Origin of the sequence: Mycobacterium sp. E1386, assembly GCF_001672745.1 — a bacterium.
Taxonomy (GTDB): Bacteria; Actinomycetota; Actinomycetes; order Mycobacteriales; family Mycobacteriaceae; genus Mycobacterium.
Map to the genome: position 1 here is coordinate 1 of NZ_LZKH01000038.1, position 25,585 is coordinate 25,585.

General features: G+C 68.2%; 19 protein-coding genes. 9 read left to right on the top strand and 10 right to left on the bottom strand.

The window, feature by feature from the left end; all coding sequences use genetic code 11:
- The 3 genes from A5709_RS04240 to A5709_RS04250 all read right to left on the bottom strand — a co-directional run.
- A partial coding sequence (locus A5709_RS04240; protein WP_197520074.1) for a chorismate-binding protein occupies window positions 1-671 on the bottom strand: 671 nt, incomplete at its 3' end.
- A 28-nt stretch (window positions 672-699) separates the two neighbouring features.
- Entirely contained in the window at window positions 700-1,611 is a 912-nt protein-coding gene (locus A5709_RS04245) for an RNA polymerase sigma-70 factor (RefSeq protein WP_068118216.1), read from the bottom strand.
- Window positions 1,608-2,789, bottom strand: coding sequence for an NAD(P)/FAD-dependent oxidoreductase (locus tag A5709_RS04250; protein ID WP_068118219.1), 1,182 nt, complete (start codon window positions 2,787-2,789; stop codon window positions 1,608-1,610). Before A5709_RS04250 ends, A5709_RS04245 begins: the two co-directional genes overlap by 4 nt.
- A gap of 292 nt (window positions 2,790-3,081) precedes the next feature.
- Between A5709_RS04250 and A5709_RS04255 the strand changes: the two genes are divergently transcribed.
- The 8 genes from A5709_RS04255 (at window position 3,082) to A5709_RS04290 (ending at window position 15,208) form a co-directional block, all read left to right on the top strand.
- Window positions 3,082-4,701, top strand: coding sequence for a hypothetical protein (locus A5709_RS04255; RefSeq protein ID WP_231971997.1), 1,620 nt, complete (start codon window positions 3,082-3,084; stop codon window positions 4,699-4,701).
- Between the two features lie 225 nt (window positions 4,702-4,926).
- Window positions 4,927-6,789, top strand: coding sequence for a bifunctional diguanylate cyclase/phosphodiesterase (locus A5709_RS04260; RefSeq protein ID WP_068118242.1), 1,863 nt, complete (start codon window positions 4,927-4,929; stop codon window positions 6,787-6,789).
- A gap of 10 nt (window positions 6,790-6,799) precedes the next feature.
- Entirely contained in the window at window positions 6,800-8,476 is a 1,677-nt protein-coding gene (locus A5709_RS04265) for a hypothetical protein (protein ID WP_068118222.1), read from the top strand.
- Window positions 8,477-8,640: 164 nt separating this feature from the next.
- Window positions 8,641-10,098, top strand: a complete 1,458-nt coding sequence (locus A5709_RS04270) for a polysaccharide biosynthesis tyrosine autokinase (protein ID WP_067944127.1) — start codon at window positions 8,641-8,643, stop codon at window positions 10,096-10,098.
- The gene (locus tag A5709_RS04275; protein WP_067944129.1) at window positions 10,095-11,573 is read left to right on the top strand and encodes an O-antigen ligase family protein; all 1,479 of its coding nucleotides are present in this window, start codon (window positions 10,095-10,097) and stop codon (window positions 11,571-11,573) included. The genes A5709_RS04270 and A5709_RS04275 overlap by 4 nt, the downstream gene beginning before the upstream one ends.
- Window positions 11,570-12,583: a glycosyltransferase family 4 protein gene (locus A5709_RS04280; protein ID WP_067944131.1), complete on the top strand. Its 1,014-nt coding sequence runs from the start codon at window positions 11,570-11,572 to the stop codon at window positions 12,581-12,583. Before A5709_RS04275 ends, A5709_RS04280 begins: the two co-directional genes overlap by 4 nt.
- A gap of 16 nt (window positions 12,584-12,599) precedes the next feature.
- Window positions 12,600-13,526 carry an aldo/keto reductase gene (locus A5709_RS04285; protein WP_068118246.1) on the top strand — a complete coding sequence of 309 codons (927 nt, stop codon included), beginning with the start codon at window positions 12,600-12,602 and terminating at the stop codon, window positions 13,524-13,526.
- A complete protein-coding gene (locus A5709_RS04290) occupies window positions 13,523-15,208 on the top strand; it encodes an FAD-dependent oxidoreductase (protein WP_067944133.1) in 1,686 nt (561 codons plus the stop codon). Before A5709_RS04285 ends, A5709_RS04290 begins: the two co-directional genes overlap by 4 nt.
- A gap of 13 nt (window positions 15,209-15,221) precedes the next feature.
- Here A5709_RS04290 and A5709_RS04295 read toward each other — a convergent pair whose 3' ends face one another.
- The gene (locus A5709_RS04295; RefSeq protein WP_067944135.1) at window positions 15,222-16,280 is read right to left on the bottom strand and encodes a glycosyltransferase family 4 protein; all 1,059 of its coding nucleotides are present in this window, start codon (window positions 16,278-16,280) and stop codon (window positions 15,222-15,224) included.
- Window positions 16,277-17,098: a class I SAM-dependent methyltransferase gene (locus A5709_RS04300; protein ID WP_067944138.1), complete on the bottom strand. Its 822-nt coding sequence runs from the start codon at window positions 17,096-17,098 to the stop codon at window positions 16,277-16,279. The genes A5709_RS04295 and A5709_RS04300 overlap by 4 nt, the downstream gene beginning before the upstream one ends.
- A gap of 190 nt (window positions 17,099-17,288) precedes the next feature.
- On the opposite strand from A5709_RS04300, the gene A5709_RS04305 reads away from it, so the two are divergent.
- Complete coding sequence (locus A5709_RS04305; RefSeq protein WP_067944140.1) at window positions 17,289-18,155, top strand: hypothetical protein; 867 nt, start codon at window positions 17,289-17,291, stop codon at window positions 18,153-18,155.
- Between the two features lie 35 nt (window positions 18,156-18,190).
- Here A5709_RS04305 and A5709_RS04310 read toward each other — a convergent pair whose 3' ends face one another.
- Genes A5709_RS04310 through A5709_RS04330 form a run of 5 tightly spaced genes read right to left on the bottom strand, consistent with a single transcriptional unit; the run spans window position 18,191 to window position 24,984 of the window.
- Complete coding sequence (locus A5709_RS04310; RefSeq protein ID WP_067944142.1) at window positions 18,191-20,116, bottom strand: glycosyltransferase family 4 protein; 1,926 nt, start codon at window positions 20,114-20,116, stop codon at window positions 18,191-18,193.
- On the bottom strand, window positions 20,113-21,576 hold the full coding sequence (locus tag A5709_RS04315; protein WP_068118225.1) for a flippase: 1,464 nt from the start codon (window positions 21,574-21,576) through the stop codon (window positions 20,113-20,115). Before A5709_RS04315 ends, A5709_RS04310 begins: the two co-directional genes overlap by 4 nt.
- A 6-nt stretch (window positions 21,577-21,582) precedes the next feature.
- The gene (locus tag A5709_RS04320; protein WP_067944146.1) at window positions 21,583-23,169 is read right to left on the bottom strand and encodes a sugar transferase; all 1,587 of its coding nucleotides are present in this window, start codon (window positions 23,167-23,169) and stop codon (window positions 21,583-21,585) included.
- The gene (locus A5709_RS04325) at window positions 23,154-23,726 is read right to left on the bottom strand and encodes a dTDP-4-dehydrorhamnose 3,5-epimerase family protein (RefSeq protein ID WP_068118228.1); all 573 of its coding nucleotides are present in this window, start codon (window positions 23,724-23,726) and stop codon (window positions 23,154-23,156) included. The genes A5709_RS04320 and A5709_RS04325 overlap by 16 nt, the downstream gene beginning before the upstream one ends.
- 46 nt (window positions 23,727-23,772) lie before the next feature.
- Complete coding sequence (locus A5709_RS04330; protein ID WP_067944153.1) at window positions 23,773-24,984, bottom strand: PPE family protein; 1,212 nt, start codon at window positions 24,982-24,984, stop codon at window positions 23,773-23,775.
- Window positions 24,985-25,585: the final 601 nt, after the last annotated feature.

The window sequence follows — 25,585 nt, forward strand, 5'->3', positions numbered from 1 at the left end:
CGCAGGAATAACTCCGGGGACAGCGACGCCACCGCGCCCCACGCCCCGGCCAGATACGCGGCCCGCGCCGGGGAGGTGCGGGCGATGCCGTCGGCGAAGAAGTCCAGCGGGGCGCCGGTGACCGTCCCGGTGAAGTGCGTGCACACGCAGGCCTGGTAGACCTCGCCGGCGCGGATGGCCTCGAGGCAGTTCAGCACCCCATCTCGGTGGGCCGCCCGGTCGGCGGGCCCCCAGTCGATGCGGCAATCGCGCTCCGGCGGCGGCGTCGCCAGCGCGGCGGCCAGCCAGTCCGGCATCGGCGCGCCGGACAGGCTTTCGTACCACCACTGGCCGTCCCGGTCGCGGCGCAGGACGCAGTCGGTCCAACCGCCCGCGGCCTCGGGTATCCGGTTCGGCCCGCCCTCGGCGCCGGGATCGGGATAGGAGAGGTAGCCGATCCAGCCGCCCCCCACCGCCTGCGCGTCGACGGTCTGCGAGCTCAGCTGGACCGCGAAGGCCGCGTCGGGATCGACCGGCTGCACCGACACGCTCGGGGCGATCACCGCCAGCGCGCCGAACCAGTCGCCGGTCAGCGCTGCCGGCGGCGGCAGACCGAGGCGCGCCGTGGCGTCGCCCACGGCGCGTAACACCTCGGGTGCGGCGCCGAGGTCGCCGAGCCGGTCGATACGCACCGCCCTAGCTTGACAGAAGGGCGGTCACCTAGCCGCGGCTGACGTCACGGGCGGTCGCCAGGGCCACCAGCTTGTCCGGGTTGCGCGTGACGTAGAAGTTGGTGATTTTGTCGTCGGCGATCTCCAGCGTGATCACCCCTTCGAGGTGATCGCCCAGGTAGAGCAGGACGGCCGGGGCGCTGTTGCACGTCACCATGTCGACGCGGAATGCGGCGAACTCCGTGGCCTTGCGGATCAGGCCGATGATGGCCCGGGCCACCCGGTCGGCCCCCACCACCGGCCGGCGCGCCGCGGACACCTTGCCGCCGCTGTCCGCGGTCCAGGTGGCGTCGGGGGCGAGCATCGTGATGAGCGTCTCCACATCGCCGCTGGCGGCCGTCGCGAGGAACTGGGCGGTGATCTGCGCGTTGCGTTGCGGGTCGGCCGCGTCGAACCTCTTCCGTCGCGCCCGCACGTGCTCACGCGCCCGATGTGCCACCTGCCGGACCGTCGGCGCGGGCTTGCCCACCGCCTCGGCGATCTCGCCGTAGTCGAAGCCGAACACCTCGCGCAACACGAACACCGCGCGCTCGTCGGGGCTCAGCGTCTCCAACAGGACCAGCATCGCCATCGAAATCGATTCCGCCAGAACGACATCGGTGGAGGGATCTTGGTCGTCGAGCAGCAGCGGCTCGGGCAGCCACGGCCCCACGTAGTCCTCGCGACGACGCGCATCGGTGCGCAGCGCGTTGAGCGCCTGGCGGGTCACCAGCTGGGCGAGATACGACTTGGTGTCGCGCACGGTCGACAGGTCGACCGCCGCCCACCGCAGGTAGCTGTCCTGCAGCACGTCGTCGGCTTCGGTCGCCGAGCCCAGCATCTCGTAGGCGATGGTGAACAGCAGCGGCCGCAGCACGGTGAACCGTTCCGCGTGCTCACTGCCGGCGGGCGGGCGCGTCATCGCAGAGCGATCTCGGCCGGTGCCTGCGCGGGCCTCTTGCCACCCTTGAGCCAGAGGTAGGAGCCGGGCTTGGCGGCCTCGCGCCGGATGGCCCACAGCGTGCCCTTGCAGATGGCTTCTTTGATGGAGGCACCCGTCCTGCCGCCCAGCGCCATGTTCACCGGGGTGTCGTCGGTGCGCGACAGCTGCACCGTGCCGTAGGTGCGGCCGAGGCTGATGCACTGACCGACGAACGCCTGGCTGAGCGGGGCCGGGGCTGTTCCGGCGATGCGGCTGAGCACGGTGTTGGCGGCTTGCGCGCCCAACGGCCCGGCGGCCTGGCAGCTCATCCGCAGGGGCTGCCCCGACGGCGCGGCGGCGTCTCCCGCCGCGACGACGTAGGGATTGTCGACGCTGGTCAGCGTCTCGTCGGTGATTAGGCGGCCCGCCGCGTCCGTGCTCAGGCCGCTGCGCGCGGCCAGGTCCGGCACGGCGAATCCGGCCGTCCAGACGGTCGCCGCGCTCGGCAGCACGGCGCCGTCGGCGAGCACCACCGCGTCCCAGCGCACCTCGGTCACCATCGCGGATTCCAGCACGTTGACGCCGAAGCCGCGCAGGCGCTTGGCGACCGAGCGCCTGCCCCGCTTGCTCAGCGACGGGCCGAGCGCGCCGCCGCACACCAGGGTCACCTGGCGGCCCTGTTCGGCCAGCTCGGCGGCGGTTTCGATGCCGGTCAGGCCGCCGCCGACGACGGTGACGGGCGCGGCCAGCGGCAGGTCGACGAGCGCGTAGCGCAAACGCTGCGCACTTTCCAAGTCGGCGACCGCGTACGCGAAGTCCGCGAATCCGGGCACCGCCACCGGTGTCGCACCGGTGCTGCCGACCGCGTAGATCAGGTAGTCGTAGTCGAGCTCGGCGCCCGAGGACAGCAGGACGCGACGCGCGGTGGCATCGATGCGGTCGACGGTGTCGACGACCAATCGGATGCCGTCGCCCAACAGCGTGGAGTAGTCGGCGGTCGCGGCGCCGGTGTCGGCGACCAACTGATGCAGGCGGATCCGCTCCACGAAGACGGGCCGGGAGTTCACCAGGGTGATGTCGATGTCCGGACGCTGCCGTAGATGGTTCGCGGCCACTGTTCCGGCGTATCCGCCTCCGACCACGACGACGTGAATTTTCCGGGCGGCTACCTCGCTCATTGCTGTCTCCTGTTCTGATGGGCCTGATGCCCTCGAGACACCGCGGGCCGGCCGAGCGTGACAGGCCCGCCCCACATTGTGACGCGCCTCACGAGAGCCACCTCGGGGGCCGGGGACGGCGGCGACGTGCGTGTTAGGCTGCGCTACGCCAATTCGTGACCTGCCCCGCGTCGGATACACGTACCGGATAACCCAGGCAGTATGGGGCCACTTCAGTGGGCATCGGTGTGTGTTGGGAGAAGCAACCGTGAAGACGAGGAATAGCGCGCTGGCCGCTGCCGTGTGCGCGGCTATGGTGCTGAGCGGATGCGGTGGCAAGAGCGATCCCGGCCCACTGTCCGCGATGGTCAGTCCGGCCATTCCGCCTACCGCTCAGGAGATCCCCAACCCGCTGCGCGGCCAGTACGAAGAAGGCTTGAATCCGCTTTTCCCGCAAGGCAATCCCGCGCAGCAGCGATACGCTGCCTGGCCCGCGTCGGACGACGCCAGCTTGCGGGTTTCGTGGCGGCAGCTGCAGCCCGTCGACCCGCGCACGCTGCCCCCCGACGCTCCCGACGACCGCAAGTTCGACTTCAGCGTGATCGACGACGCGCTCACAAAGCTCGGCAGCCGAAACATGCGGCTGACCCTGGGCGTATACGCCTACAAGTCCTGTTGCAACGATTTCTATCCCGACAACACCAACATCGCGATTCCGGACTGGATCCGCTCCGCGGCCACCAGCTATCCCGCGGCGCCTAACGGTGCCGGACCCGGTGTGGCGCAGGTGGTCCCGAATTGGAATGATCCCGGCTACCTGAACGGTTTCGGGCAGTTGCTCGCCGCGCTCGGGCGGCGCTACGACGGCGACGAGCGCCTCAGCGTGTTCGAGTTCTCCGGCTACGGTGATTTCGGCAAGGCCAGCCTCGCGTACGTGCGTGATGCGCTCGGCGCCCCCGGCCCCGCGCCGGACGACAGCGTGCCGAAGTTGGGCTATTACAGCCAGTTCCGTGATCAAAGCATCACCAAGGCGTCCATCGGGCAACTGGTCGCGGCGAACGTCGGCGCGTTCCCTCACACCCAGCTGGTGGTCGCCGCCGAGAATCCGGAGATCGTCCGCGAGTTGTTCGCCGACGACGTGACGAAAAAGCTGTCCGCACCGGTCGGCGTCCGCGCGGATTGTCTTGGGGTGCAGTCACCCCTGCCGGAATGGGCCGAGTCCAGCGACTCCCACTACGTCCGGTTCGACGACGCCGCTGTCAACACGATCAAGCAGCGGCTCACCTCGGCGCTGGTGATCAGCCAGTGGTGCCGGTTGCCGAACGGGACCGACCCCCGGTCGTACTACGAGAAGGCCCTGCACGACGTCGTCAGGTATCACGTCTCGATGACGGCGAGCGCCGACTTCCCCGACCGGGATGCGACCTCGGCGATGGACTCCAAGCTCTATCTGCTCTGGGCCAAGGCGAACACGTCCGCCGGTTACCGGTATTCGGTGGAGGCCAAGCCGGGCTCGCAGTCCATCCAGGGCAAGGTGGCTTCCATCTCGGTCATCTGGACCAACTACGGTTCGGCGGCGGCCACCGAGCGATGGGCACCCGGTTACAAGCTGGTCGATTTCTCGGGAGCGGTGGTCCGCACCATTCCGGCGACGGTCAATCTCAAGACGCTGTCGCACGACGACTCCAGCCAGTCACGCGAGGAGGCGGTTCCGGAGTCGTCGACGGAGTCGGTGCGCGTCGACGTGACGGGGCTGGCGCCCGGGCACTACACGCTGCGCGCGTCCGTGGAATGGCAGCAACACAAGCCGGGCGCCTCCCACGTGGTGAACTACGCGCCGATGGCGCTGGCCCGCGACGGCCGCGACGGTTCCGGCCTGTATCCGATCGCCACGCTGGACATCGCGAGCGACGCCTCCGCCAACGGTCAATGATGCGCCCGTCTCGCCGTAGACCAGCGCCCGCGCAAGTTGCTCGTTAGCCCGGATGAAGCGGCTACTGCGTGATACGTTTTTGCTGACTGAAACCGATCGTGACCTGCCCTCGATGCGTACGGGCGCGCATTCGACGGGATTCGTCATTGAGACCGTCCCCCCGATCGGGCAACCGTCAAACGCGGTGGCCGCCCGGGTGAACGTATGCCCGTATCGGAGGAGACCGTGCCGCGCAGCCTGGACCTGGTCGTCACCTCCGTTGCCACGCAGCTGATGGAAGCCACGGCAGCGACCGCCACCCTGGTGAGCCAGAAGGTGCTCGCACAACTCGTCGAGCAGTTCGACGTGGACGCCAGCTTCTTGCGACACCTCGACCCGCAGACCCGGGCCTCGGCGCTGGTTGCCGAGTGGCCACCCCGAACGGTCGCCGCGGATCCGGATCCCACGGACTTCGCCCAGCTGGACATCGCGGAGTCGGTCCTCGCGCAATGCGGGCACGGCCGCAAACCGGTGGTGATCCGGCCGGCGCAGTCGAAACGCTATTTCCGGCGCGGGCCGGGCGGGGCCAAAGTGGCTGCCTCGCCTTCGGTCGCCGCCGCCCCCCTGGTCTCGGGCGAGACGACGACCGGCTTGCTCGGCTTCGTCAAGTTCGGCGCCCGCAAGTGGGAGCAAGACGAGATCAATACGCTCGAGGCCGTCGCCGCGCTGTTCGCGCAGGTGCAAGCGCGCATCGCGGCGGAAGAGAAGCTCCGCTACCTCGCCGAGCACGACGATCTGACCGGCCTGTACAACCGTCGTGCCCTGGTCGCCCACCTGACCGAACGGTTGTTGGCGGGGCGCCCAGGGCCGGTCGCGGTGCTGTACCTCGACCTCGACCGGCTCAAGCCGATCAACGACTACCTCGGCCACACCGCCGGTGACTGGTTCATCCGGGTCTTCGCGCAACGCATCCGGATCTGCGCTCCCAACAGCACGATCGCCCGGTTGGGCGGGGACGAGTTCGTCGTCGTGCCCGACGAGCCGCTGGCGCCGGAAGCCGCGGAGTCGTTCGCCCGTCGCCTCTCGACGATGCTGTGCGAGCGCCTGGCCATCGGCGGCCACGTGATCAGCCGGACGGTCAGCATCGGGCTGGCGGTGGGCGTCCCGGGGCGGGACAACTGCACCGACCTGCTCCGCCGGGCCGACGAGGCGGTGCTGACGGCGAAACGCGGTGGCGGCAACCAGATTGCGGTGTCCACCGACGACATGTCCCTCAAGCGCGCATTCCGCAACGACATCGAGCTGCATCTGCAGGGCGACATCGGCAGCGAGGCGCTGCTGCTGCACTACCTGCCGGAGGTCGACCTGTCGACGGGCGCCATCGTCGGCGCCGAGGCGCTGGTGCGCTGGCGGCACCCGATCTGGGGGCTGCTGCTGCCGGATTCGTTCATCGGGATCGCCGAATCGACCAACCTGGCGATGGAGTTGGGCCGCTGGGTGCTGCGCAGCGCATGCGCCGAGTTCAGTCGCTGGCAGGCCAACGGCGTCGGCCGGGAAGCCGTCATGCGCATCAACGTGTCGCCCGTCCAACTGATCACCCGCGGGTTCGTGCGCGACGTCGCCGGCATCATCGACGAGTTCGGCATCGCGGCCGGTTCGGTGTGCCTGGAGATCACCGAGCGCGCCGTGGTCCACGACATCGATACAACCCGAAAAACTTTGGCGGAGCTCAAGGAAGTCGGGGTCCAGCTGGCCATCGACGACTTCGGCACCGGTTATGCGGTGTTGTCGCACCTGAAATCCCTGCCGGTCGACATGCTCAAGATCGACACCGGATTCGTGCGCGACCTGGGCAACAACGCCGGCGATCTGGCGATCGTTCGCGCCATCATCGGCCTGGCCGAGGCGTTCGGCCTGGACGTGGTGGCCGAGGGAGTTGAAACAGCGGCCGCGGCAACGATTTTGATGCAGCACGGCTGCCGCCGGGCGCAGGGCTTTTTGTTGTCGCGCCCCGTCCCAGGCGACGAGATGGAAGCGCTGCTGGCCGCGCGGTGGTTGCCGATGCCGTTTTTGGCCGACCTCAAGGCGTTGCCGACGAGCGCCATCTAGCATCGCACCGATGGTCCGAAAATTGAGGAAGTGTGCGGCGGTGATCGTCGCGTGCTCGGCGCTGGTGCTGAGCGGATGCGGTGGCCACAGCGACCCCAACCCGTTGTCCGCCGTGATCAGTCCCGCCATCCCGCTCGGCGTGCAGGAGGTGCCGAATCCGCTGCGCGGGCAGTACGAAGACCTGATGATGCCGCTTTTCCCGCAAGGGAATTCCGCGCAGCAGCGGTATCCGGCGTGGCCGGCGTCGTACGACGCCAGCTTGCGCGTTTCGTGGCGGCAGTTGCAGCCCACCGACCCGAACACGCTGCCCGCCGACGCTCCCGACGACCGCAAGTTCGACTTCAGCGTGATCGACGATGCGCTGGCGAAGCTTGCGAGCCGGAACATGCGGCTCACGCTTCGCGTGTTCGCCTACAACTCCTGTTGCGACGCCACCTATGCGAACAACACGAACATCGCGATCCCGGACTGGATGCGGTCCGCCGCCACCAGCTATACGGGGCCGCAACGATACTGGTGGACACCCGGGGTGGCGCACGTGGTGCCCAACTGGAACGACCCCGTCTACCTGAACGCCTTCGGGCAGCTGCTCGCCGCGCTCGGTCGCCGCTACGACGGCGACGAGCGGCTCAGCGTCTTCGAGTTCTCCGGCTACGGGGACTTCAGCGAGAACCACATCGCCTATCTGCGCGACACGCTTGGCGCGGCGGGTCCCTCTCCGGAAGAGAGCATCGCAAAGCTGGGTTACTACAGCCAGTTTCGTGATCAAAGCATCACCAAAGGGGCCATCGGACAGCTCGTCGCGGCGAACGTGAACGCGTTCCCTCACACGCGGTTGGTGACCACCGCGCTGAATCCCGAGATCGTTCGGGAGCTGCTCGCCGACGATGTCACCAAGAAGGTGTCCGCGCCGGTGGGCATCCGCTCGGATTGCCTCGGCGTGTACGCGCCGCTGCCCGTATGGGCGGAGTCGGATGGCTCGTACTACGTGCACACGAAAGATCCGGTCGTCGGCCAACTGAAAGACCGGTTGGCCTCGGCATTGGTGATCACCGAATGGTGCCAGCTGCCCGATGGAACCACTCCGCGGTCCTACTACGAAAAGGGCCTGCGCGACGTCGTGAAGTATCACGTGTCCATGACGTCGAGTTTCAACTTCCCGGCCGTTGATTCGAACACCCCGATGGATCCGGCGTTGTACCTGCTGTGGGCGCAGGCCAACGTGTCGGCCGGCTACCGCTACTCCGTGGAAGCGCGGCCGGGGTCGGAATCGTTTCGCGATCGCGTGGCGACCATATCGGTGGTTTGGACCAACTACGGCAGCGCCGTCGCCGTCGAGAAATGGGAGCCCAGCTACCGGCTGGTGGATTTCTCCGGCGCGGTGGTCCGCACGCTGCCGACAGCCGTGGCCCTGCACAAGCTGGTCCCGTCCGGGGAGAACTCGGGTAATCAACCGGCTCCGGCGTCGTTCACCGAATCGGTGACCGTCGACCTGGCGGGTTTGGCGCCCGGGCACTACACGCTGCGCGCTTCCGTGGATTGGCAACAGCACAAGCCGGACGCTTCACACGTGGTGAACTATCCGCCCATGCGGCTGGCCCGCTCGGGACGCGACGAATCCGGGGGGTACCCGCTCGCGACCCTCGACATCCCGCGGGAGGCACTGACTTCCGCCCCGCGCCAATGATGGTGGGCTCCAGCAAATGCTTCTAAGCGGGTGTAACAACGCATTGCGATTAGGACGATGCTGCGTGGCGAGTGCTGCATAATGTGCACTGGGCTTTGCGCGGCGGGTGTAAGGCAAATCAATTCGACGCTATTGGCGTGGCGTCGCCCCAGAGAGGTTAGTGGATGGATTTCCGCACCTTTGTCCGGACTCTCCTCACGCACTGGAAACTCGCCTTGGGCGCATTGCTGGCGTGCACCATCGGCGCCGCGGCGGTCACGGCATTGCAGACCAAGCATTACCAGTCGACTGCCACCATCCTCATTTCCTTTCCCGGTGCCACCGACCTCACCGAGTTGTACAACGGCACCCTGACCGCACAGGAACGGTTGTCGTCCTACGCGCAGATCGCCGGCGGCCGGACGGTGGCGGAGCGCGCGGTCAACCAGCTGCAAGCACCGATCAGCGCCGACACCCTGGTGACCCAAACCCAGGTGAAATACACCGCCAAGTCTCAGCTTTTCACGATCACCGTCAAGGACACCGACCCGAACCGCGCCGCGGCCTTGGCGGGAGCCATGGCCGATCAGTTCGCCGCGCTGGTGCCGACACTCGGCGCGACCACGGGTCCGAATGGCCGGCCCGTACCGGTGACGTCCGGCCCGCGGTCCGACGCCGGCGAGCCGAATCCACCCGCGGCCCCACCGTCGGAAGCGCCCGGCCAACCGGCGGCCAAACCCATGCCGGTGGCCAGGGCGCGGGTGGTGGAGGCGCCGCGGGTGCCCGATCACCCCGTGACGCCCGTGCCGGTGCGCAACATGGCGATGGGATTCGTTGCCGGAATCCTGCTGGCCATGGCGGTGGCGGTGGCCCGCGAGGCCAGCGATCGCACCGTGCGATCTCGGGAGAAGCTGGAACAGCTTTCGGGCCTGCCGACCTTGGCCGAGCTGCCCGGCAGGCGCGGGAACACCCCGCGGTTCGGCGTCGACTCCGCCCTCGACGACGCCGTGCGGGGCTTGCGCGCCCGGCTACTCAGGGCGATCGGACCCGACGCCCGCCGCGTGCTGGTGGCGGCGCCGTTCGGTGGGGAAGGAACGACGACCACCGCACTGAACCTGTCGCTGGCCCTGGCCGAAATCGGCGAGGACGTCCTGCTCGTCGAGGGCGATACGCGCCGGCACGTGATCGCCGGTCTGCTGCGGGTCGAGTCAGGGGAGGGGCTGGCCAACGCGCTGGCCAGCCCCGGGATCGCCGCGGAAGCCGTGAAGCCGACGCCGATCGCCAAGCTGTTCATCCTCGCGTCCCGGTCCGCCCGCCGCGAGACCCCGCCCTGCAGCGCGTTTCTGCCGGAGGTGATCGACAGGGTGATGCTGGACTTGTCGTCACGCTTCGACCGGATCGTGGTCGACGGGCCGCCGGTGCTGGCGACGCCGGACAGCGGCCTGCTGTCGGGCGCGGTGTCGGCCACGGTGCTGGTGGTGCGGGCGCGCCGGACCACCGTCGACGAGCTCAACGACGCGGTGACCGCCCTGCGCTCGGCCGGCGCACAGGTGGTGGGCACCGTGCTGACCGACGCCCGGCCGGCGCTGCACATCAGGGCCGCGGCCAAGACCTATCGGACGAAGGTCGGCGGCCCGGCGTGATTCCCTACCTGCCCGGTCGCCCTCGCCTGGCAGTGGACGGCGTCCTGCTGACGGTATTCCTGTTCGGCTGCTTCGTCTTTGGTGTGCTCGCGGTGCGCCGAACCACCGAGGGAGTGTTGCTCATCGCCGCGACGTTCTGCCTGGTTGTCTATTGGGTGAAGCGCGAGGCGCTGGTGGGGGTGACGCTGTTCCTGGCGTTCGCGGCGCTGCCGGAAGGATTGCACATCGGCAAAGTGATCGGGCCGGTGGCGATCTACGCCTACCAGGTGGCCGCGGTGCTGGCGATCGGTTACCTCATCCCGATCGTCAGACCGCGGTCCAAGGATTTCCTGCTGCCGGCGATGTTCGTGTTGACGGTCGTGTACTTCACCGCGGTCGGGTTTCAGATGGGGCACGACGCCACGATGGTGCTGCACGAAGCGACGACTTTGATCGAGATGGTCATCGGCTTCGTCTTGGCGCTGTTGATCGTGTACGGCGGCTATCTGAAGTTCTGCATGCGCGTGATGGTCGTGACGCTGTGGTTCTCGGCGGCGATGGCGATCTTCAGTTCGTTGCATGCCATCCGGCTGGCCGGCCGCGCCGAAAGCCTGGAGGGCGCGACGGGCGCCGGCCAAGCCCTCCGCATCGTCCTATCCACCCAGACGCCGGCCACCGCCGCGCTCACCGCGCTGGTCGCCGCGTCGATCATCGGTCGCGTCCGGCCCATGACGTACCTGGCCTTCGGTCCGCCCGCGCTGATCATTTCGCTGCTGGCTTTCTCGCGGAACACGCTGATCGCGGTGGCGGTGGGCGCGACCGTCGCCTTCTTCGCCAGCTTCGGCTGGCGGGCGCTTCGCCGTTCGGCCGCCGTGGCCGCTGTCAGCGCGGGTGTGGCCGCGCTGATATTGCCCGGGTCGCTATTCCTGCTCCAGCAGTCGGACGCGGGGTCGTGGCTCAGCGATCAGTTCACCGCGTTCAATCAGCGGGTCTTCGGCGGGGTTTCGGCCAGCGCGCTCGCCACCGACGAATCGACGCTGGACCGGCTGCGGGAAGTTGCCCGGCTCAACGCCGCGATCGCCCAGGCGCCGGTGTTCGGCCACGGCCTGGGCTACGCCTACCAGCTGCCGTCCGGCAACGATCCGAAGGCCTTCGCCTGGACGTTGGGCCCCACCTACTCCCACCTTTTCTACCAGTGGTGGCTGGCCAAGGCCGGGGCCGTGGGCATGGCGGCGTTCGCGTGGATCGCGTTGACACCGATTGTCCGCGCGCTGCGCTGTGCGACGATGCAGGCGAAGGTCAGTGCGGCGGTCTGCGCCGGTCTGCTCGCGATATCCGCGGTCTGGCCGCTGCCTGAAATGCCCATGGACGCACTGGCTTTGGGGCTTGCCCTGGGAACGGCGATGGGATTCGCCGGCCTACTTCGCAGGAATTCCGAAGCGGATCAGGCGGACGCCGGCCCGGCGCCGGCGCCGGCCGCTGCCGGCGGAAAATGATTGCGGTCACTCACGTCGGGCCCGACATGTACAGCTTCGGCGGGACGCAGTCAGTGATCCGAGTCATCCGCGACAACAGGATCGGCGCCGACGAAATTCGCGTCCTGTCAACGTGGAACGGGCGTCACCACGCCAAGAACCTGTGGCTCACCGCGCGCGCGGGCGCCGCGCTGGCTCGGGCACCGCGCGGGAGCGTCGTGCACTTCCATATGTCGAACGGCGGCGCCTGGCTGCGCGAAGGGTCGCTGATTCGCGTTGCGCGGGCGCGAGGGTTCCGGGTCATCGTCACCATCCACGGCTCCGACTTTCCGCAGTTTTCCCGGTCGCACCCCCGTTTCGTGGCCGCCACCCTGAGGAAGGCGGACCATCTCATCGTGTTGTCGGAGGAAGCGCGTGCCTGCGCGCAATGGGTTGCGCCCGCGGTGCCGGTGTCGATCGTCGCCAACCCGATCCCCATCGATCGAGACGCGCCCGGGGCCGCCTCGACACCGCCCGTGGTGCTTTTCGCCGGCACCATCGGCCGCCGCAAGGGCGTCGACACGCTGGTCGCGGCATGGCAACTGTTGCTGGCCGAGGGCATCGAAGGGCGTTGCCGCATAGTCGGTGTCGTCGACGACTACACGCCGCCGCCAATGGAGCGGCTCACCGTCGAGCCCCCGGTGCATCCGGATCGGGTCCGCGAGCTACTCCGGTCGGTCCGCGTGGTGACGCTGCCGTCGTACGCCGAGGCAATGCCGATGATCCTGACCGAGGCCCTCGCTGGCGGACGACCGTTCGTGGCCACCCCGGTCGGTGGCACGGCGGAGATCGCCTCGGACCCGGGCATGCTCGTGCCCGTCGGTGACGCGTCCGCGTTGGCGGCGGCGATCGGCCGGTACCTGCGCAACCCGGAGCTGGCAGAGCGCGACGGGCGGCGCGGTCAGGAACACATCGCGGCGACGCGGAGTCCGCGGATCATCGACGCGGAGCTGCGCCGGATTTACGAGGGCTGCGGTGTTGGAACGAGTTGAACTCGAGGGGCCGCAGCTGAGAGTGAGCGCGGTCGGCTTCGGATGCGGCGGTCTGATGCAGTCGCCGTCCCGGCGGGAACGGATGACCGTGCTGGGCGCCGCGGTGCACAGCGGCATCACTCACTTCGACACCGCGCGGATGTATGGCCTGGGCAGGGCGGAGGCGGAACTCGGGGCGTTCCTGCGGACGGTCCCGCGCGACACCGTCACCGTGGCAACAAAATTCGGCATCGACGTCGGGGGGATGGCCCGGCGCCTCGGCCGGTTTCAGGCTCCGGCGCGGGCGCTGCTGCGCAAGGCGCCGGCGCTGCGACGCGCGGTCAAGCGGCAGCAGGCGGCACCCGAAACCGCCCGGGTGTACGCCGCGGCCACCGCGGCCCGCAGCCTCGACGAGAGCCTCGCGGCGCTGGGCGTCGACTACGTGGACATCCTGTTCGTTCACGGTCCGCGGCCGGGGGACACCGTCGCCGGCGGCGAACTTCGAGAATTCTTCGAACGCGCCCGCCAGCAGGGCAAGATACGCGCCTGGGGTGTCTCACAGGACGAGGGGCTCGACACGGATTTCGCCGCAGCCTTCGCGCCGGAAGGGGTGAGCCAGGTGCGCGCCGATCTCTTCCATCCGCCGCCGCGCCCAGCGGATCTCGCGTTCGGCGTGCTGCAACGGTCGTACGCTGCGCTCTCGAACGCGTTGCGGGCCGACGCGGAGTTGGTGCGACGCTGGCGCCAGGCCCTCCAGCTCGATCCGCTCGCTCCCGGGGCGCTGCCCAGGCTGATCCTCGCTTCCTCGGCCAGCGCAACGGGTTGCCGCGCAATCCTATACAGCACCACCGACCCACACCGGGTCGCCGAAGCGGCCGGCGCCGTCTCGGCGCCGCCGGACCAGGAGACCCTGACGCGGTTCCTCGCGCTGGTGGCCGAGGTGCGCGGGGGCGCTGCCGCGTGATCCGCGGCCCCCGGGAGTTCGCCCCGAACACGACGGTCCGGACCGACGTCGTGGTCGTCGGGGCCGGCGCGATCGGCATTGCGACGGCGCTGGAACTCGCGCGAGCCGGCATCCAGGTGGCGTTGATCGAGAGCGGACTGGAACGCAAAGACGAAGCGGCCCAGGATTTGTCGGCCTTGGACTCCCGGCAGGACGACGATCTGCATGCGCGCAGCGAGCTGATGATCCGTCGGCAGGTGGGGGGGACTACCGCGCTCTGGGGTGGCCGCTGCGTCAAGTTCGACCCCATCGATTTCGAGGACCGCCCGCTCACCGCGCAGGCGCCCTGGCCGATCCGATACGAGGACGTCGAACCCTACTTGCAGCGTGCCTGTGATTGGGCGGCGTGTGGCCGGGCGGCGTTCAACGCGCGGGAGATTCCGGAGCTGGCGCACCACGACCTGATCGCCGGGCTGCCCGACGGCGACGTGCGCACAACCGACCTCGAACGCTGGGCGCTGCCAACGCGTTTCGGCCGTGAGTACCGGGACGCGCTGCGTGAGGCCTCTGCCCTCACCGTGTGGACCGGCCTCACCTGCACCGAGATCGTGACGACGCCGGCCGGTGACTCCGTTGACCACCTCGTGGTCAAGACGCTCGAGGGCCGACAGGGGAGCGTCGTCGCCGCGGACTACGTCATCGCGACCGGTGGTTTGGAGGCGACCCGCCTGCTGCTCGCCTCGGACCGCCATCACCCGGCGGGTCTTGGAAACGCGGGCGGCCACCTCGGGCGGTGGTACATGTCGCACGTCGAAGGCCGGGTCGCGCGCGTGCAGTTCGCCACCGACCAGGTCAGCTACGCCTACGAGCGGGACGGGGACGGGGTGTACGTGCGCCGGCGATTCACCCTCGATCCGGCTCTGCAGCGCGAGGCGGGGTTGCCGAATGCCGCTGTGTGGCTGGTGAATCCGCCGATCAGCGACCCGGAGCATGGAAGCGGCATCCTTTCCGGCGTCTATCTCACGCTCATCTCCCCGATCGGCCGCTTCCTGCTGGCGGAGGCCATCCGCGCGAAGCACACCCAAACCGACGGTCCGCCGCGGATCCTCGCGCACCTGCGCAACATCGTGCGAGACCTGTTCCCGTCGATCCGGTTTGCGATTGCCTTCTCCTATGCCCGCTTCCTCCGTAGGGGCCGCAAGGCGCCGGGCTTCTTCGTGAAGAGCGCGGACAATCGCTATCTGCTGCACTACCACGGCGAGCACCTCCCGCACTGGGAGAGCCGCGTCGAGCTTGCCGACGACCGCGACGCCCTCGGCGTGCGCAGGATCCGCACCCATATCCACTTCTCCGAGGACGATTACCAAAGCGTGCGCAGGGCCATCGCCGTGATCGATGAACATTTGCGCCGCCACGGCGCCGGACAAGTGGAGTGGCTGACCGACGACGTCGAGGGCGCCGTCCGCGAGTTCTTGGCCGGGCACGCCGGCTACCACCAGGCCGGAACGACGCGCATGTCGCACGGTCCCGATGGCGGCGTCGTCGACCCGGACCTACAGGTTCACGGTGTGCGCGGGCTATACGTGGCGAGCACGTCTGTCCTGCCGACGTCGAGCCAGGCCAACCCGACCCTGCTTGGCATTGCGCTGGGTGTCCGGCTCGCCGATCGCCTCAAGAAGGCTCGAATGGCTTGCGAACGTTGACGGCATAGGCAGCTCAGCGCCGACTCGCCAGCACCCGGTCGATGACGTCCAGGAAGCGCTCCGCGACGATGTCGACGTCGCAATGCTGCGCGTAGTAGCGCGCCGCCTCGGCCCCGCGCTGCGCCGCGACCGACGGGTCGGCCAGCAGGTCGAACGCGGCGGCGACTCCGGCGACATCGTCGACACCGATCGGGGGACAGCCGGGCGGCTGGTACTCGGGCAGGCCGCCGGACGTCGACACGATCGGCATCACCCCCAGCTGCATCGAGAGCACCTGCACGCCGCTTTGTGACGCGCGTCGGTAATGGCAGACCGAACCCTTCGCGGCGGCCAGTGTCGGGATGACGTCGGCGTAGCGGTAGCTGCCGTTGCGCCAGCGCGTGTGTTTGGGCAGCGCGGCGGGGTCCAGCGGCCCGTCGCCGATGAGCACCAGGTTGTCACCGTGCCAGCCGCCGCCGACGATATGGTGCTGCCACGCCTCGAGCACGACATCGACGTTCTTGTACGGGTTGAGCCGGCCGAACATGACGAAATCCCGGCGACCCTCGGGACCCACGAATGGCGGAACGCGTTGGGGGTCAATATCACTCGCGAGCGGCACGACAAACACGGGCGTGCCGGCGACATCGCGGCGCGAGGCGACGGCTGCCGCAACGTACTCGCTGTAGGTGATGGTGGCGGCCGAGCGCGCGCCCCACCGGTCGAACACCGCGCGTTCGTAGGACGGGACCTGTTCGCCGGGGTCGTGCGGCCGGTCGTCATGCACCACCTGGATGCGGGGAACGCGCCCGGCCAACGCGATCCAGCGGGGATCACGGACGATCTCGGCGATCACGACGTCGGGTCGAAACTCGCGGATCCGGCGCCACGCCTTGAAGGTTGGGAGCCAGGTGGCGGCGGTTTTGAACCGCGGATCGAGCACCAGCTCGTAGTCGCGGGCGGCGTCCGACTCGGGGTGCCGGTCGGAGGTCACCAGCAACACGTCGGCGCCGCGGCGCAACAGCCCCTCGGCCTGCACGCGCACCGCCGGCCGTGTCCACGGCGAAAGCCAAAGTACCCGAGGCGATTTCATTGCTCGTTGTCGGCCTGCAGGAAAACGTCGGCGTCGGTCCACATCCGTGTCTGAAGCGCGCGTCGTGGCAGGCCCTCGAGGAGGCCCGTGATGCGGGGGGAGGCCAGCAGCCGCCAGGCCAGCGGATTGATTTTCTCGCGAGTCCATATGTGCAGACCCATGCCCCCGAGCTGCCACCACCGCGTCTTGGAGGTGTGGAACTGCATGCCGAACTGCTTTCCGATGAGCGCCAACGTCGATTTCTGATAGAAGGTGATGTGCTGGCCGGTGGCAAAGGCGTAGTACATCCATTCCTCCGGTGGCGGGGGCCGGCCGTCAAAGAGTTCGGTGGTGAACACGATGGTGTCGGTGCCCGTGGTCTCCAGCAATTCGGCAACAAATCCGACCGGGTCGGCGAGATGCTCCATCACCTCGAAGGCGGTGACCACCGTGTACGGCGGGCCCGGACCCGCATCGGCCTCGAAGCCTTGCGCGGTCAGGTTGGGGGAGTGCTTGTCGGTCCAGTAATAGTCGAAGCCGATGTCCCGCATCAGGCGGGTGAAAACACCATAGCCCCCGGCCGCGTCGAGAAACCGGCCGCGGCGATCGAAGAAGAAGTACAGCAGCACCGACATCGCCCGTGCAAGATACTGATTGCGCCACAGCATGGTGGTGTCCGCCGCCGCGATGGGGCTGGCGTAGGCCTCGTCCAGCCAATGCGGCTCTTCGGTCTGCAGGCCGCCGCAGTTGTCGCAGAAGTAGTACTTGCAGTCGTATTTGGCGAGGACCCGGTGAGTGAACGCCAGACTGGTGCTCGAATTGCAGATGCGGCACAACACGCCTATCAGACCCTCCCGAGCATGACCCGCGCCTTGAGCAAACACCGGGACAATGGAGAACCTACGGCACCCGCAACGCCATCGGCAAGCAAATCGGGACCGAATTTCGGCGCGGACGGGCGTTGTGCAGCACCGCTATTCAGCGAATGCCGGGAATAGTCAGGCGGGGCCGTGATAGCTTTGGTCTCCAATGGCCAAAAGCGCTACACCGCCGCCGAAAGAGACGCTCCGGCAGAAGGTCCGGCGCATTCTCGGCAGTGAAACGCGGGACCAGCTCAAGGATCTGATCCTTTTCGATCATTCCCAGTCGCTGAAGGCGAACCATCCCAACCCGCTCAACCGCGCGGGCAAAAAGTGTTTTTCGGCGACCGACGAGGACGGAATAACGCTGGAGATCCTGCGCCGCATCGGCCGGCTCGACGGCGGCGTCTTCGCGGAGTTCGGCGTCGGCGACGGGACCGAGAACAACACCCTGATCCTTGCGGCCCTGGGCTGGAAGGGCTTCTGGGTCGGGGGCCAGGACCTGGCCGTGGCCGTCGAGGACCACCCGCGGTTCGCCTACGAGAAGGCGTGGGTAACGGCGGACAATATCGTTGCGCTGGCCCGGTCCTGCCTGCGGAGGATCGACGCCACCCAGGTCGACGTGGTCTCCCTCGACCTGGACGGCAACGACATCTACCTGGTCGAGAAACTCCTGGCCGATGGCATCCGGCCCAAACTCTTCATCGTCGAATACAACGGGAAGTTCCCCCCGCCGGTGAAGTTTCAGATCGCCTACGACCCCGAGCACGTGTGGCAGTCCGACGACTATTTCGGGGCGTCGCTGAGCAGTTATGCCGAGCTGTTCGCCCGCTTCGGCTACCGCCTGGTCTGTTGCAACTCCCACTCCGGTTCCGATGCGTTCTTCATCGACACCGCCCTGTCCGAGTGCTTCGCCGATGTGCCGACGGGCATCGAGCAGCTCTACGTGGAACCCAGGTATTTCCTGTACAGCGGGTTCGGGCAGCACAAGACGTCGCCCCGCACGGTGGCCAGGATCCTCCGCTACGAGCGGTAGGGCCTTGGACGAAAGCCATTGCCCCCAGCGGGCGTTCACAGCACCGCATTGATCGCCTCGAGGTAGGCGTCGGTCATCGCCTCGACGGTGTAGTGCTTACGCATCCGTTCGAAGCCTCGCCGCCCGACCGGCGGCAACGCGTCCGGCTCCGCCAGGATCCGCGCCAGGCTCTCCCGCCACCCCACCACCGACACCGGCTCGACCAGGAATCCCGCCCTGCCGAAATCGAGCATTTCCGGCACGGCGCAAATCGCCGACGCCGCAACGGGAACCGCCCGGGCCATCGCCTCGAGAATCACCAGCGGAAACGCCTCGGACCGGCTCGGGACACACAGCAGGTCCGCGTCCGCCAGCGCGGGCCCGGGTCCGGCCGACCATCCCCGCCACTGCACCCGATCGCGCAAGCCGGCCGGGGTAAGCGCCTGCAACCTCTCGCGATCCGGGCCGTCACCGAAAACCGAGAGCCGCCATGGCATATCGGGCAGCTCGCCGAGCGCCTCGATCAGTAGGTGCGGGTTCTTGTGCTCGACGATCCGCGACAGCATGACCAGGTGCAGCGGGTCACCGGCCGTGCGGACCCGGGGCGCCGGGTCACCGGCGAGGGCGACGCCGTTGGGCGCAACGAAGTGCCGTCCCCACAACCGATGCTGGGCGACCAGCATGTCCCAATGCCGTTGGGCCAACACGATGAAGCCGTCGGCGCGGCGCATGGCGGCGGTCAGCGGCCGCGAGTAAATGGGCCGGTCCTGCTCGGGAGGGACATGCGGAGCCACCAACCAGCGCCGGCCGGCCGCGCCCGCACGCCACAGTGACGCGAATCCCGCCTCCGTGTTGGTGTCGGCGGTGATGAGCACCGCCGGGCCTTCGGGGATATCGACCACGGGCGCCCACCACGGCTGGCGCACCACGCGCACGGTGTCCGGAATCTCGGCGATCATTGGGCCGAACCGTTGCACGCAGACGATGGTGACCGAGTAACCCCGGCTATCCAACTCCGTTGCCAGCAAAGCCTTTTGCCTCTCGGCGCCGCCGTAGACCAGGCGGTTGGTGGTGATCACGATCGCGGGCAGGTCCTTGCGGCGGCCGCCGTGAAGGCTCCGCCGCGACCGCAGCAGGGTGGTACCGGCCAGGTACGCGTCGGCGTGGTGCACGCTGTGCTGGTGCTCGAGCAGCAGCGCGGTATCGGCTCGCGCCAGATCCCGCTCGCGGCGGGGCTCGGCGGCGGTGCTCTCCTCGTCGCCGAGACCGGCACCCTCGACGCCGATCTCATCGGCCAGCAGCATCCGCCAGCCCGCCGCGCGGGCGCGGGCCTGCCAGTCCGCCGCCGCTGCGACGCCGCTGAACTCCTCGTCGAAGCCCCCGACGGTGTTCCACGCCGCGCGGTTGATCGCCAGGCAGGTGGGGTCCAATTCGCCCTCGACGCCCTCTGATTCGGGTGGTTGCCGGGCGTAGCGGCGTGAAAACGGTGAGCCCCGCCGCCTGCCCGCCGCCAGCTCGCGAACCAGGGTCCGGCGGCGGGTTGCGACGTCCCACGGCGCCCAGCCGGGCGTGGTGTCGCCCCGCGCCATCGGCGAAACCGCGGCCACCCGAGGTCCGCGCAGCAACTCGCGAGTGCGGGTCAGCGGTCCCAACAGGCGGACTCTGACGTCCAGCAGCAGCAGATCCGCGTCGCTCGGGGCGTGCCCCACCAGCGCGTTGAAGGCCTCGGCGAAGCCAACTTTCGCCGCGCCCGACACCAAGTGGACCCACGGGTGCCGGGCCGCCACTTTCCTACAGTCGCCGGTCGCGTAGACATAGACGGCCAGCCCGGGCAGTTGCTCGGCGACACCGGCGAGGCACCCCTCGAGCGTGTCGGGGCCGCACCCGGCCACGATCAGCACGGCAAGCGGCCGGACCGGTGGCAGCCCGGCCGCGCCGCCGACCGGGCCCTTCAGATATTGCCGGTCCAGTTCACGCTTCATGCCGCCAGCCGATTTCGGCGCAAGGAGGCAAGGTCCGACCAGCGCAGCGGGCCGGCGGCCGCGCTGGTGGCGAGGTAGACGACGGCGGCCACCGCGAGGACGAGAACCACGTGGTGACCCCGGAGCAACAGGGTCGCCGCGACGCTGGCTGCCGTCGGCATCAGCACCCGCAGCAAGAACGCCACGGGCGTACGGTAACCGCAGTGCCGGCGCAGCCACCAGCTGCTCACCGCCAGGTTGAAGAACTCCGTGCATACCAGCGCGATGCCGGGGCCGACGGCGCCGAGCCGGCCCGCGAGCGCGACGTTGAGCGCGACGTTGAGCACCAGGGTGGCGACCGTCAGCCAGAGCAACACCCGCTGATGATGGCTGGCGACCAAACCCTGGCCCAGCGTGCCGCTGATGAATCGCAGGGCCGCCGCAACGAACAGCAACGCCAGCGTCGGCGTCCCGCGGGCGACGAACCCCTTATCGCCGAACAACCCGATCAGCGGTCCGGCCAACGGCGCCCCGACAACCGCGACGGGGATCGCCACGAAGTACATCAACTCCACGCTGCGGCGCAGGAAGGCGGCGAACGCGGCGACGTCACGCGAGAACAGCTCGGTGGCCGTCGACAGCGTCGACTTGAGGAAGACCAGTGAGACCACAATGGTGTTGAACGCGATGGTGAAGGCCAGCCCGTACACGCCCACCTCGGAGTGGGTGCTCAGCAGGGACAGGATCACCCCGTCGGCGCGGCAGTACAGGAGTCCGACGACCAGAAACCCCATCAGCGGCAGGCTTTCCCGCAACAGATCCGCGGCCTCCCGGGGCGCGAAGATTGGGCGCACCGAAATGTGCCGCATCGCCGCGGTGCCCTGGATCACCAATTGCAGGGCGGGCGGGATCAGTTGCGCGACAGCGAACCAGACGACGTCCGCCCGCGCCGCGACCAAGCCGACGACCATGGCCAGCGCGGCCAGGCGCCCGGCGACGTCGGAGATGGCCACCGCCGAGAACCGGACGGTGGCCAAGAACACCGGCTCGAACCGCGTCGTCATGGTCTGCATCAGCAGCGCCCCGGACAGCACCACGAGCATCACTCGGACGTCGGCGTCGTGATAGATGAGCAAGCCGGAGCCGGCCGCCAACAACGCCAGCGGAACGCAATAGATCAGGGCCATGCCGCTGTTGACGCGCACCAGACGCTCGAGGTCGCCCTGGCCCGAGGTCACGCGGCGCACGATCACGGTCGCGATGCCGAGATCGGCCAGACTGGTCCACACGGCGATGAAGAGCACCGCGATGGAGAGTTGGCCGTAACGGCCCGGACCCAGGTAGCGCGCCGTCATCGCCACCGAGACCACCGAGGCCAGCATGCCCAGTGCCCGGCAGATCAGTTGAATCGAGAACGCGTGAGCCATCCGCGAGAGCGGCACCGATGGGACGACCGCACCAGGGGTCGTCGGCTCAGTCATGACTCCCTAGTATGCGCCGTGACTGGTGAGAACGGCCTTAATCGTCTTGGCGATGATCATCAGATCACCCGACATCGACCAGTTGTCGACATAGGAGAGGTCCAACCGCACCGACTCTTCCCAGGACAGGTCGGATCGGCCGCTCACTTGCCACAATCCGCTCACGCCCGGCTTCACCAGCAGCCGCCGCTTGACGTCACCCTCGTAGTTCTCGACTTCCCGCCGCAATGGCGGGCGCGGCCCGACGACGCTCATCTCGCCCTTGAGGACGTTGATGAACTGCGGCAACTCGTCGATGCTGAACCTGCGCAGAATCCTGCCGACGGGAGTGACCCGTGGGTCCTGGCGCATCTTGAACAGCACGCCGCCTGCGCCTTCGTTCAGCTCCAAGAGGTGATCGATCTGTGTGTCTGCGCCGTCGATCATGGTCCGGAACTTGAGCATTCTGAAGGGCTTACCGTCGATGCCGATCCGTTCGGATGGGTAGAACACCGGGCCCTTGCTGGTGAGCTTGACGGCGATCGCCGCCGCGATGAGGAAGGGCGCCGTCCCGATGAGGGCCGCCAGCGAGAAGAGGAAATCGAAGACCTGCTTCTGAAAGCGCTGCGTCCCTTCGTATTGCGGCTTCTCGACATGCAGCAACGGCATGCCCGCCGTGGGACGCAGGGTCAACCGCGTCTCCGCCACGTCCATCACGCCGGGCGAGACCACGACGTCGACGTCCATTGTCTCCAACTGCCACATCAGCTCTCGGATTCCGTGCATCCCGAAGTGGTCCGTCTGCGTGATCGCCACGGTGTCGGCGCCGCAGCGCTGAATCGCCGCCACCGCGTCGCTGACGTCACCGAGGATCGGCACCGCACGGCCGCCGAGGGTGAGGGCATTGCCGCGCGGTCTCCCGTAGCCGGGAATGCACACACCGACGACGGCGTAGCCGTCCAGCGGGTTGCGTGTCAGTTCGTGGGTAAGGTGGGAAACCGCCTGGCGGTCCCCGATCGCCAGGACCGTCGTCTGGCATTGGCCGTTCGCGCGCATCTGGCGGATGTGCTTGCGCCACAGGCTGCGGCTCCCCAGCAAGCCCATGGTCCCGACGGGAAGCGCGATCGCGAGATAACCGCGGGCCAGGTCGACCTTGGCGAGCAAGGTCACCATCGCGATGATTCCGAACGTCCAGAATGACGCGCTGCCGATCCGCCGGTACTCGTCGATGCCGGCACCGATGACTCGCGTTGAGCGCGTTTGGAATACCGCCAGCGATGACAGCCACAGTGCCGCGAACAGGAATGACAACATCGTCATCGCTACGTCCGAGTAACCCGAGGTGTTGGCGATTTCACCGAATCGGACGTACTGCGCGAGCAACACCGACGCACACACGATCACGGTGTCGCTGATGCGCAGATGCTGCGAATACTGCTGCTGCCAACGCCGGACGGCATTCCCCGCGGGGGAGGGCGCCGAAGCGGCGGTGACGGGTAAAGCGCTCGTTTGGTGGCGAGCCGACGGGATCATGCCGGCAGGCCTCCAGTTGTGCGGCCCTGGTTCGGCGTGCACGACATCCACCAATTCCCGGGTCATCAACGGCTTAGACATGACGCTGCCCTCTCGATTGGCGTGAAGGTCGGCGTTCGCGATGGCCAACTGGCGTCCCGCTCGGAGATGACCGTGACCGGCAGCGGCCAGACAATCCCGAATTCGGGGTCGTTCCAATGCAATCCCTGCTCGTCGGAGGGTGCCCGCTCACCGCTGACGTGGTAGCTGACTTCGGTGTCGTCGATCAGGGTTTGGAAGCCGTGCGCGACAAACGGCGGCAGGAACAGCGCGCGGTAATTGTCCGCGCTTAACTCGACCATCACGTGGTCGCCGTAGGTCTGCGACCCGGGCCGGATGTCCACCGTCACGGCCGCGATGGCGCCGCGGGTGCAGCGGACCAGTTGGGTTTGGGCGTACGGCGGCACCCGATGGTGCAGACCCCGCACGGTGCCACGGGTGTAGTTGAAGAAGATGTTCGTCTGGGTGACGTCGAAAGTCAGCCCGCGGCTGGCGAATTCGTCGGCGCAGAAGGTGCGGGAGGAAAAGCCGCGGTGATCACGTTGCGGTTCGAGGTCGATGATCGTCACGCCGGCGATCTGGGTGGGCGTGTACTTCACTTACCGCTCCTTCCGTAACGAGTGCTTGGTCGGTTGATGTGACGGCCTATGCGTATCCACCGGATGGCGGGCGCGTCATCACGGTCGGGATGACCCCATACCGGGGCCCGAGGTTCTTGCCGGACGCGGCGGCCAGGCGCGGCAGCGACCCCATGATGCTGGGCGGCGTGTTGGCGCCGGCGAGACTGATGGTCGGCAAAGCCGAGGCGGCACTGTGCGCCGCCGGGATCACGCTGGTCCAACTGGCGGGCACCGCCAGTGGGCCCAGCGAGGCCGCGCTACCCAGGCTGCCGATCACGCCGGATCCGAGCGAGCCGATCGCGCCCGCGCCCGCGCTCGCCGCGCCCGCTGCCGCGCTCGCGGCCCCGGAGGCGGCAGCGCCCGCAGCGTTCGCGGCCGCCATCGCGCCGTTCGCCAAACCCTGGCCGGTCTGGGCCATGCCGAGGATGGAGGACATCCCGTACAGCGGGGTCGCCGCGGCCATGAAGTAGGTGGGAATGGCGCTGGGGACGCTGGACGCGAGGCTCGACATCAGCGACGAACTGGCCGAGTTGGTCACGGTGCTCGTGGCGCCGGTACCGGCGTCGGTGAGGGTGCTGGCGATCATCGGCGACGAGAGCCCGTGCAGGGCGTTGGGCACCGAGGACACCACGTTCGAGAGCGACGTATGGGTGGCCGTCAACGTTTCGGCCTGGGCGAGCGCGCTGCTCTGGCTGGCCACCCCCGCCGGGTTGGTGACGTCCGGCGGCGGGCTGAACGGGGTGACCTCGCACGCGGCGGCCGAGCCCGCGGCGTACGCGTACATGGCCGCGGCGTCCTGCGCCCACATCTCGCCGTATTCGGCCTCCGTGGCCGCGATCGCCGCCGAGTTCTGGCCGAAGAAGTTGGTGGCGATCAGCGTCGCGAGCTGGACCCGGTTAGCGGCGACCGCGGGCGGGGGGACGGTCATCGCGAAGGCGGCTTCGTAGATTTCGACGGCGAGCCTGGCTTGACCGGCCGCCTCGGCCGCCCGCGCGGCGGCCCCGGCGGTCCACGCCATGTAGGGCGCGAAGGCGGACGCCATGGTCAACGACGAGGGACCCATCCAGCGCCCGCTCGTCAATCCGGCGATCACCGACCGGTAACAGCTTGCCGCGGAATGCAATTCGGCGGCAAGGCCGTCCCAGGCCACCGAGGCGGCCATCAGCGAGACGGGGCCGGGACCGGCATACATCCGCGCGGAGTTGAACTCCGGGGGAAAGGCGCCGAAATCGATCACTTCAGGCCCTGCCCTCAGCGGCGGCCCGGCTCGTCGCACGCGAAGACCCGCTGACTCCGGCGGGAGGCAGGTCGGCTTCGGCCGGGGGCGCGCCGTACTGCAGCACCGGCATTCCGCAACCAAACATACTTAAAGTATGGAATAGGACCATAGCGCTAGCGAAGAGTATTTCGCCCGCGGCGGCGAAGGCACTTAGTCCTTTCCCTGGTGGTCCACCTGCTGACGCTGCCTGCGCACGTGGCCTCGTGGTCACGACCGGCATCTACTTCTCCTCACAACCTGCAGGTGGCCCGGGACGGGGCGTATTTGCTGTTCAAAAGCCTGAACCATGGGTTTGGGCCATCTCTGACCACAAACTGACAAACTGATAATAGCGTACAAATCATACTAATAGTCTGTAAAGATCGTGTGATCCGCACTACAGGTATTTGCGGGACCGTCAAGCCGGGCGTTTGTGGCTGCTAATCTCAGAAGTGGCCCAAGTACTGCCCGGGGGTGGCCGGTCGGTTTCGCTTCAGACCGCCTGAGAACCGAGGTGTATGCCCTGCTCATCAACCTGATGGCGATCGAACAGGTCAGGGTCGCAGCCCCCGACGAGGAC

Bases quoted from the DNA above. Each gene is read 5' to 3' on its own strand.
- A5709_RS04280 (WP_067944131.1), top strand. From the start codon at position 11,570: ATGATTGCGGTCACTCACGTCGGGCCCGACATGTACAGCTTCGGCGGG.
- A5709_RS04250 (WP_068118219.1), bottom strand. From the start codon at position 2,789: ATGAGCGAGGTAGCCGCCCGGAAAATTCACGTCGTCGTGGTCGGAGGC.
- A5709_RS04320 (WP_067944146.1), bottom strand. From the start codon at position 23,169: ATGTCTAAGCCGTTGATGACCCGGGAATTGGTGGATGTCGTGCACGCC.
- A5709_RS04255 (WP_231971997.1), top strand. From the start codon at position 3,082: ATGGTGCTGAGCGGATGCGGTGGCAAGAGCGATCCCGGCCCACTGTCC.
- A5709_RS04310 (WP_067944142.1), bottom strand. From the start codon at position 20,116: ATGAAGCGTGAACTGGACCGGCAATATCTGAAGGGCCCGGTCGGCGGC.
- A5709_RS04265 (WP_068118222.1), top strand. From the start codon at position 6,800: ATGGTCCGAAAATTGAGGAAGTGTGCGGCGGTGATCGTCGCGTGCTCG.
- A5709_RS04305 (WP_067944140.1), top strand. From the start codon at position 17,289: ATGGCCAAAAGCGCTACACCGCCGCCGAAAGAGACGCTCCGGCAGAAG.
- A5709_RS04270 (WP_067944127.1), top strand. From the start codon at position 8,641: ATGGATTTCCGCACCTTTGTCCGGACTCTCCTCACGCACTGGAAACTC.
- A5709_RS04245 (WP_068118216.1), bottom strand. From the start codon at position 1,611: ATGACGCGCCCGCCCGCCGGCAGTGAGCACGCGGAACGGTTCACCGTG.
- A5709_RS04315 (WP_068118225.1), bottom strand. From the start codon at position 21,576: ATGACTGAGCCGACGACCCCTGGTGCGGTCGTCCCATCGGTGCCGCTC.
- A5709_RS04295 (WP_067944135.1), bottom strand. From the start codon at position 16,280: ATGAAATCGCCTCGGGTACTTTGGCTTTCGCCGTGGACACGGCCGGCG.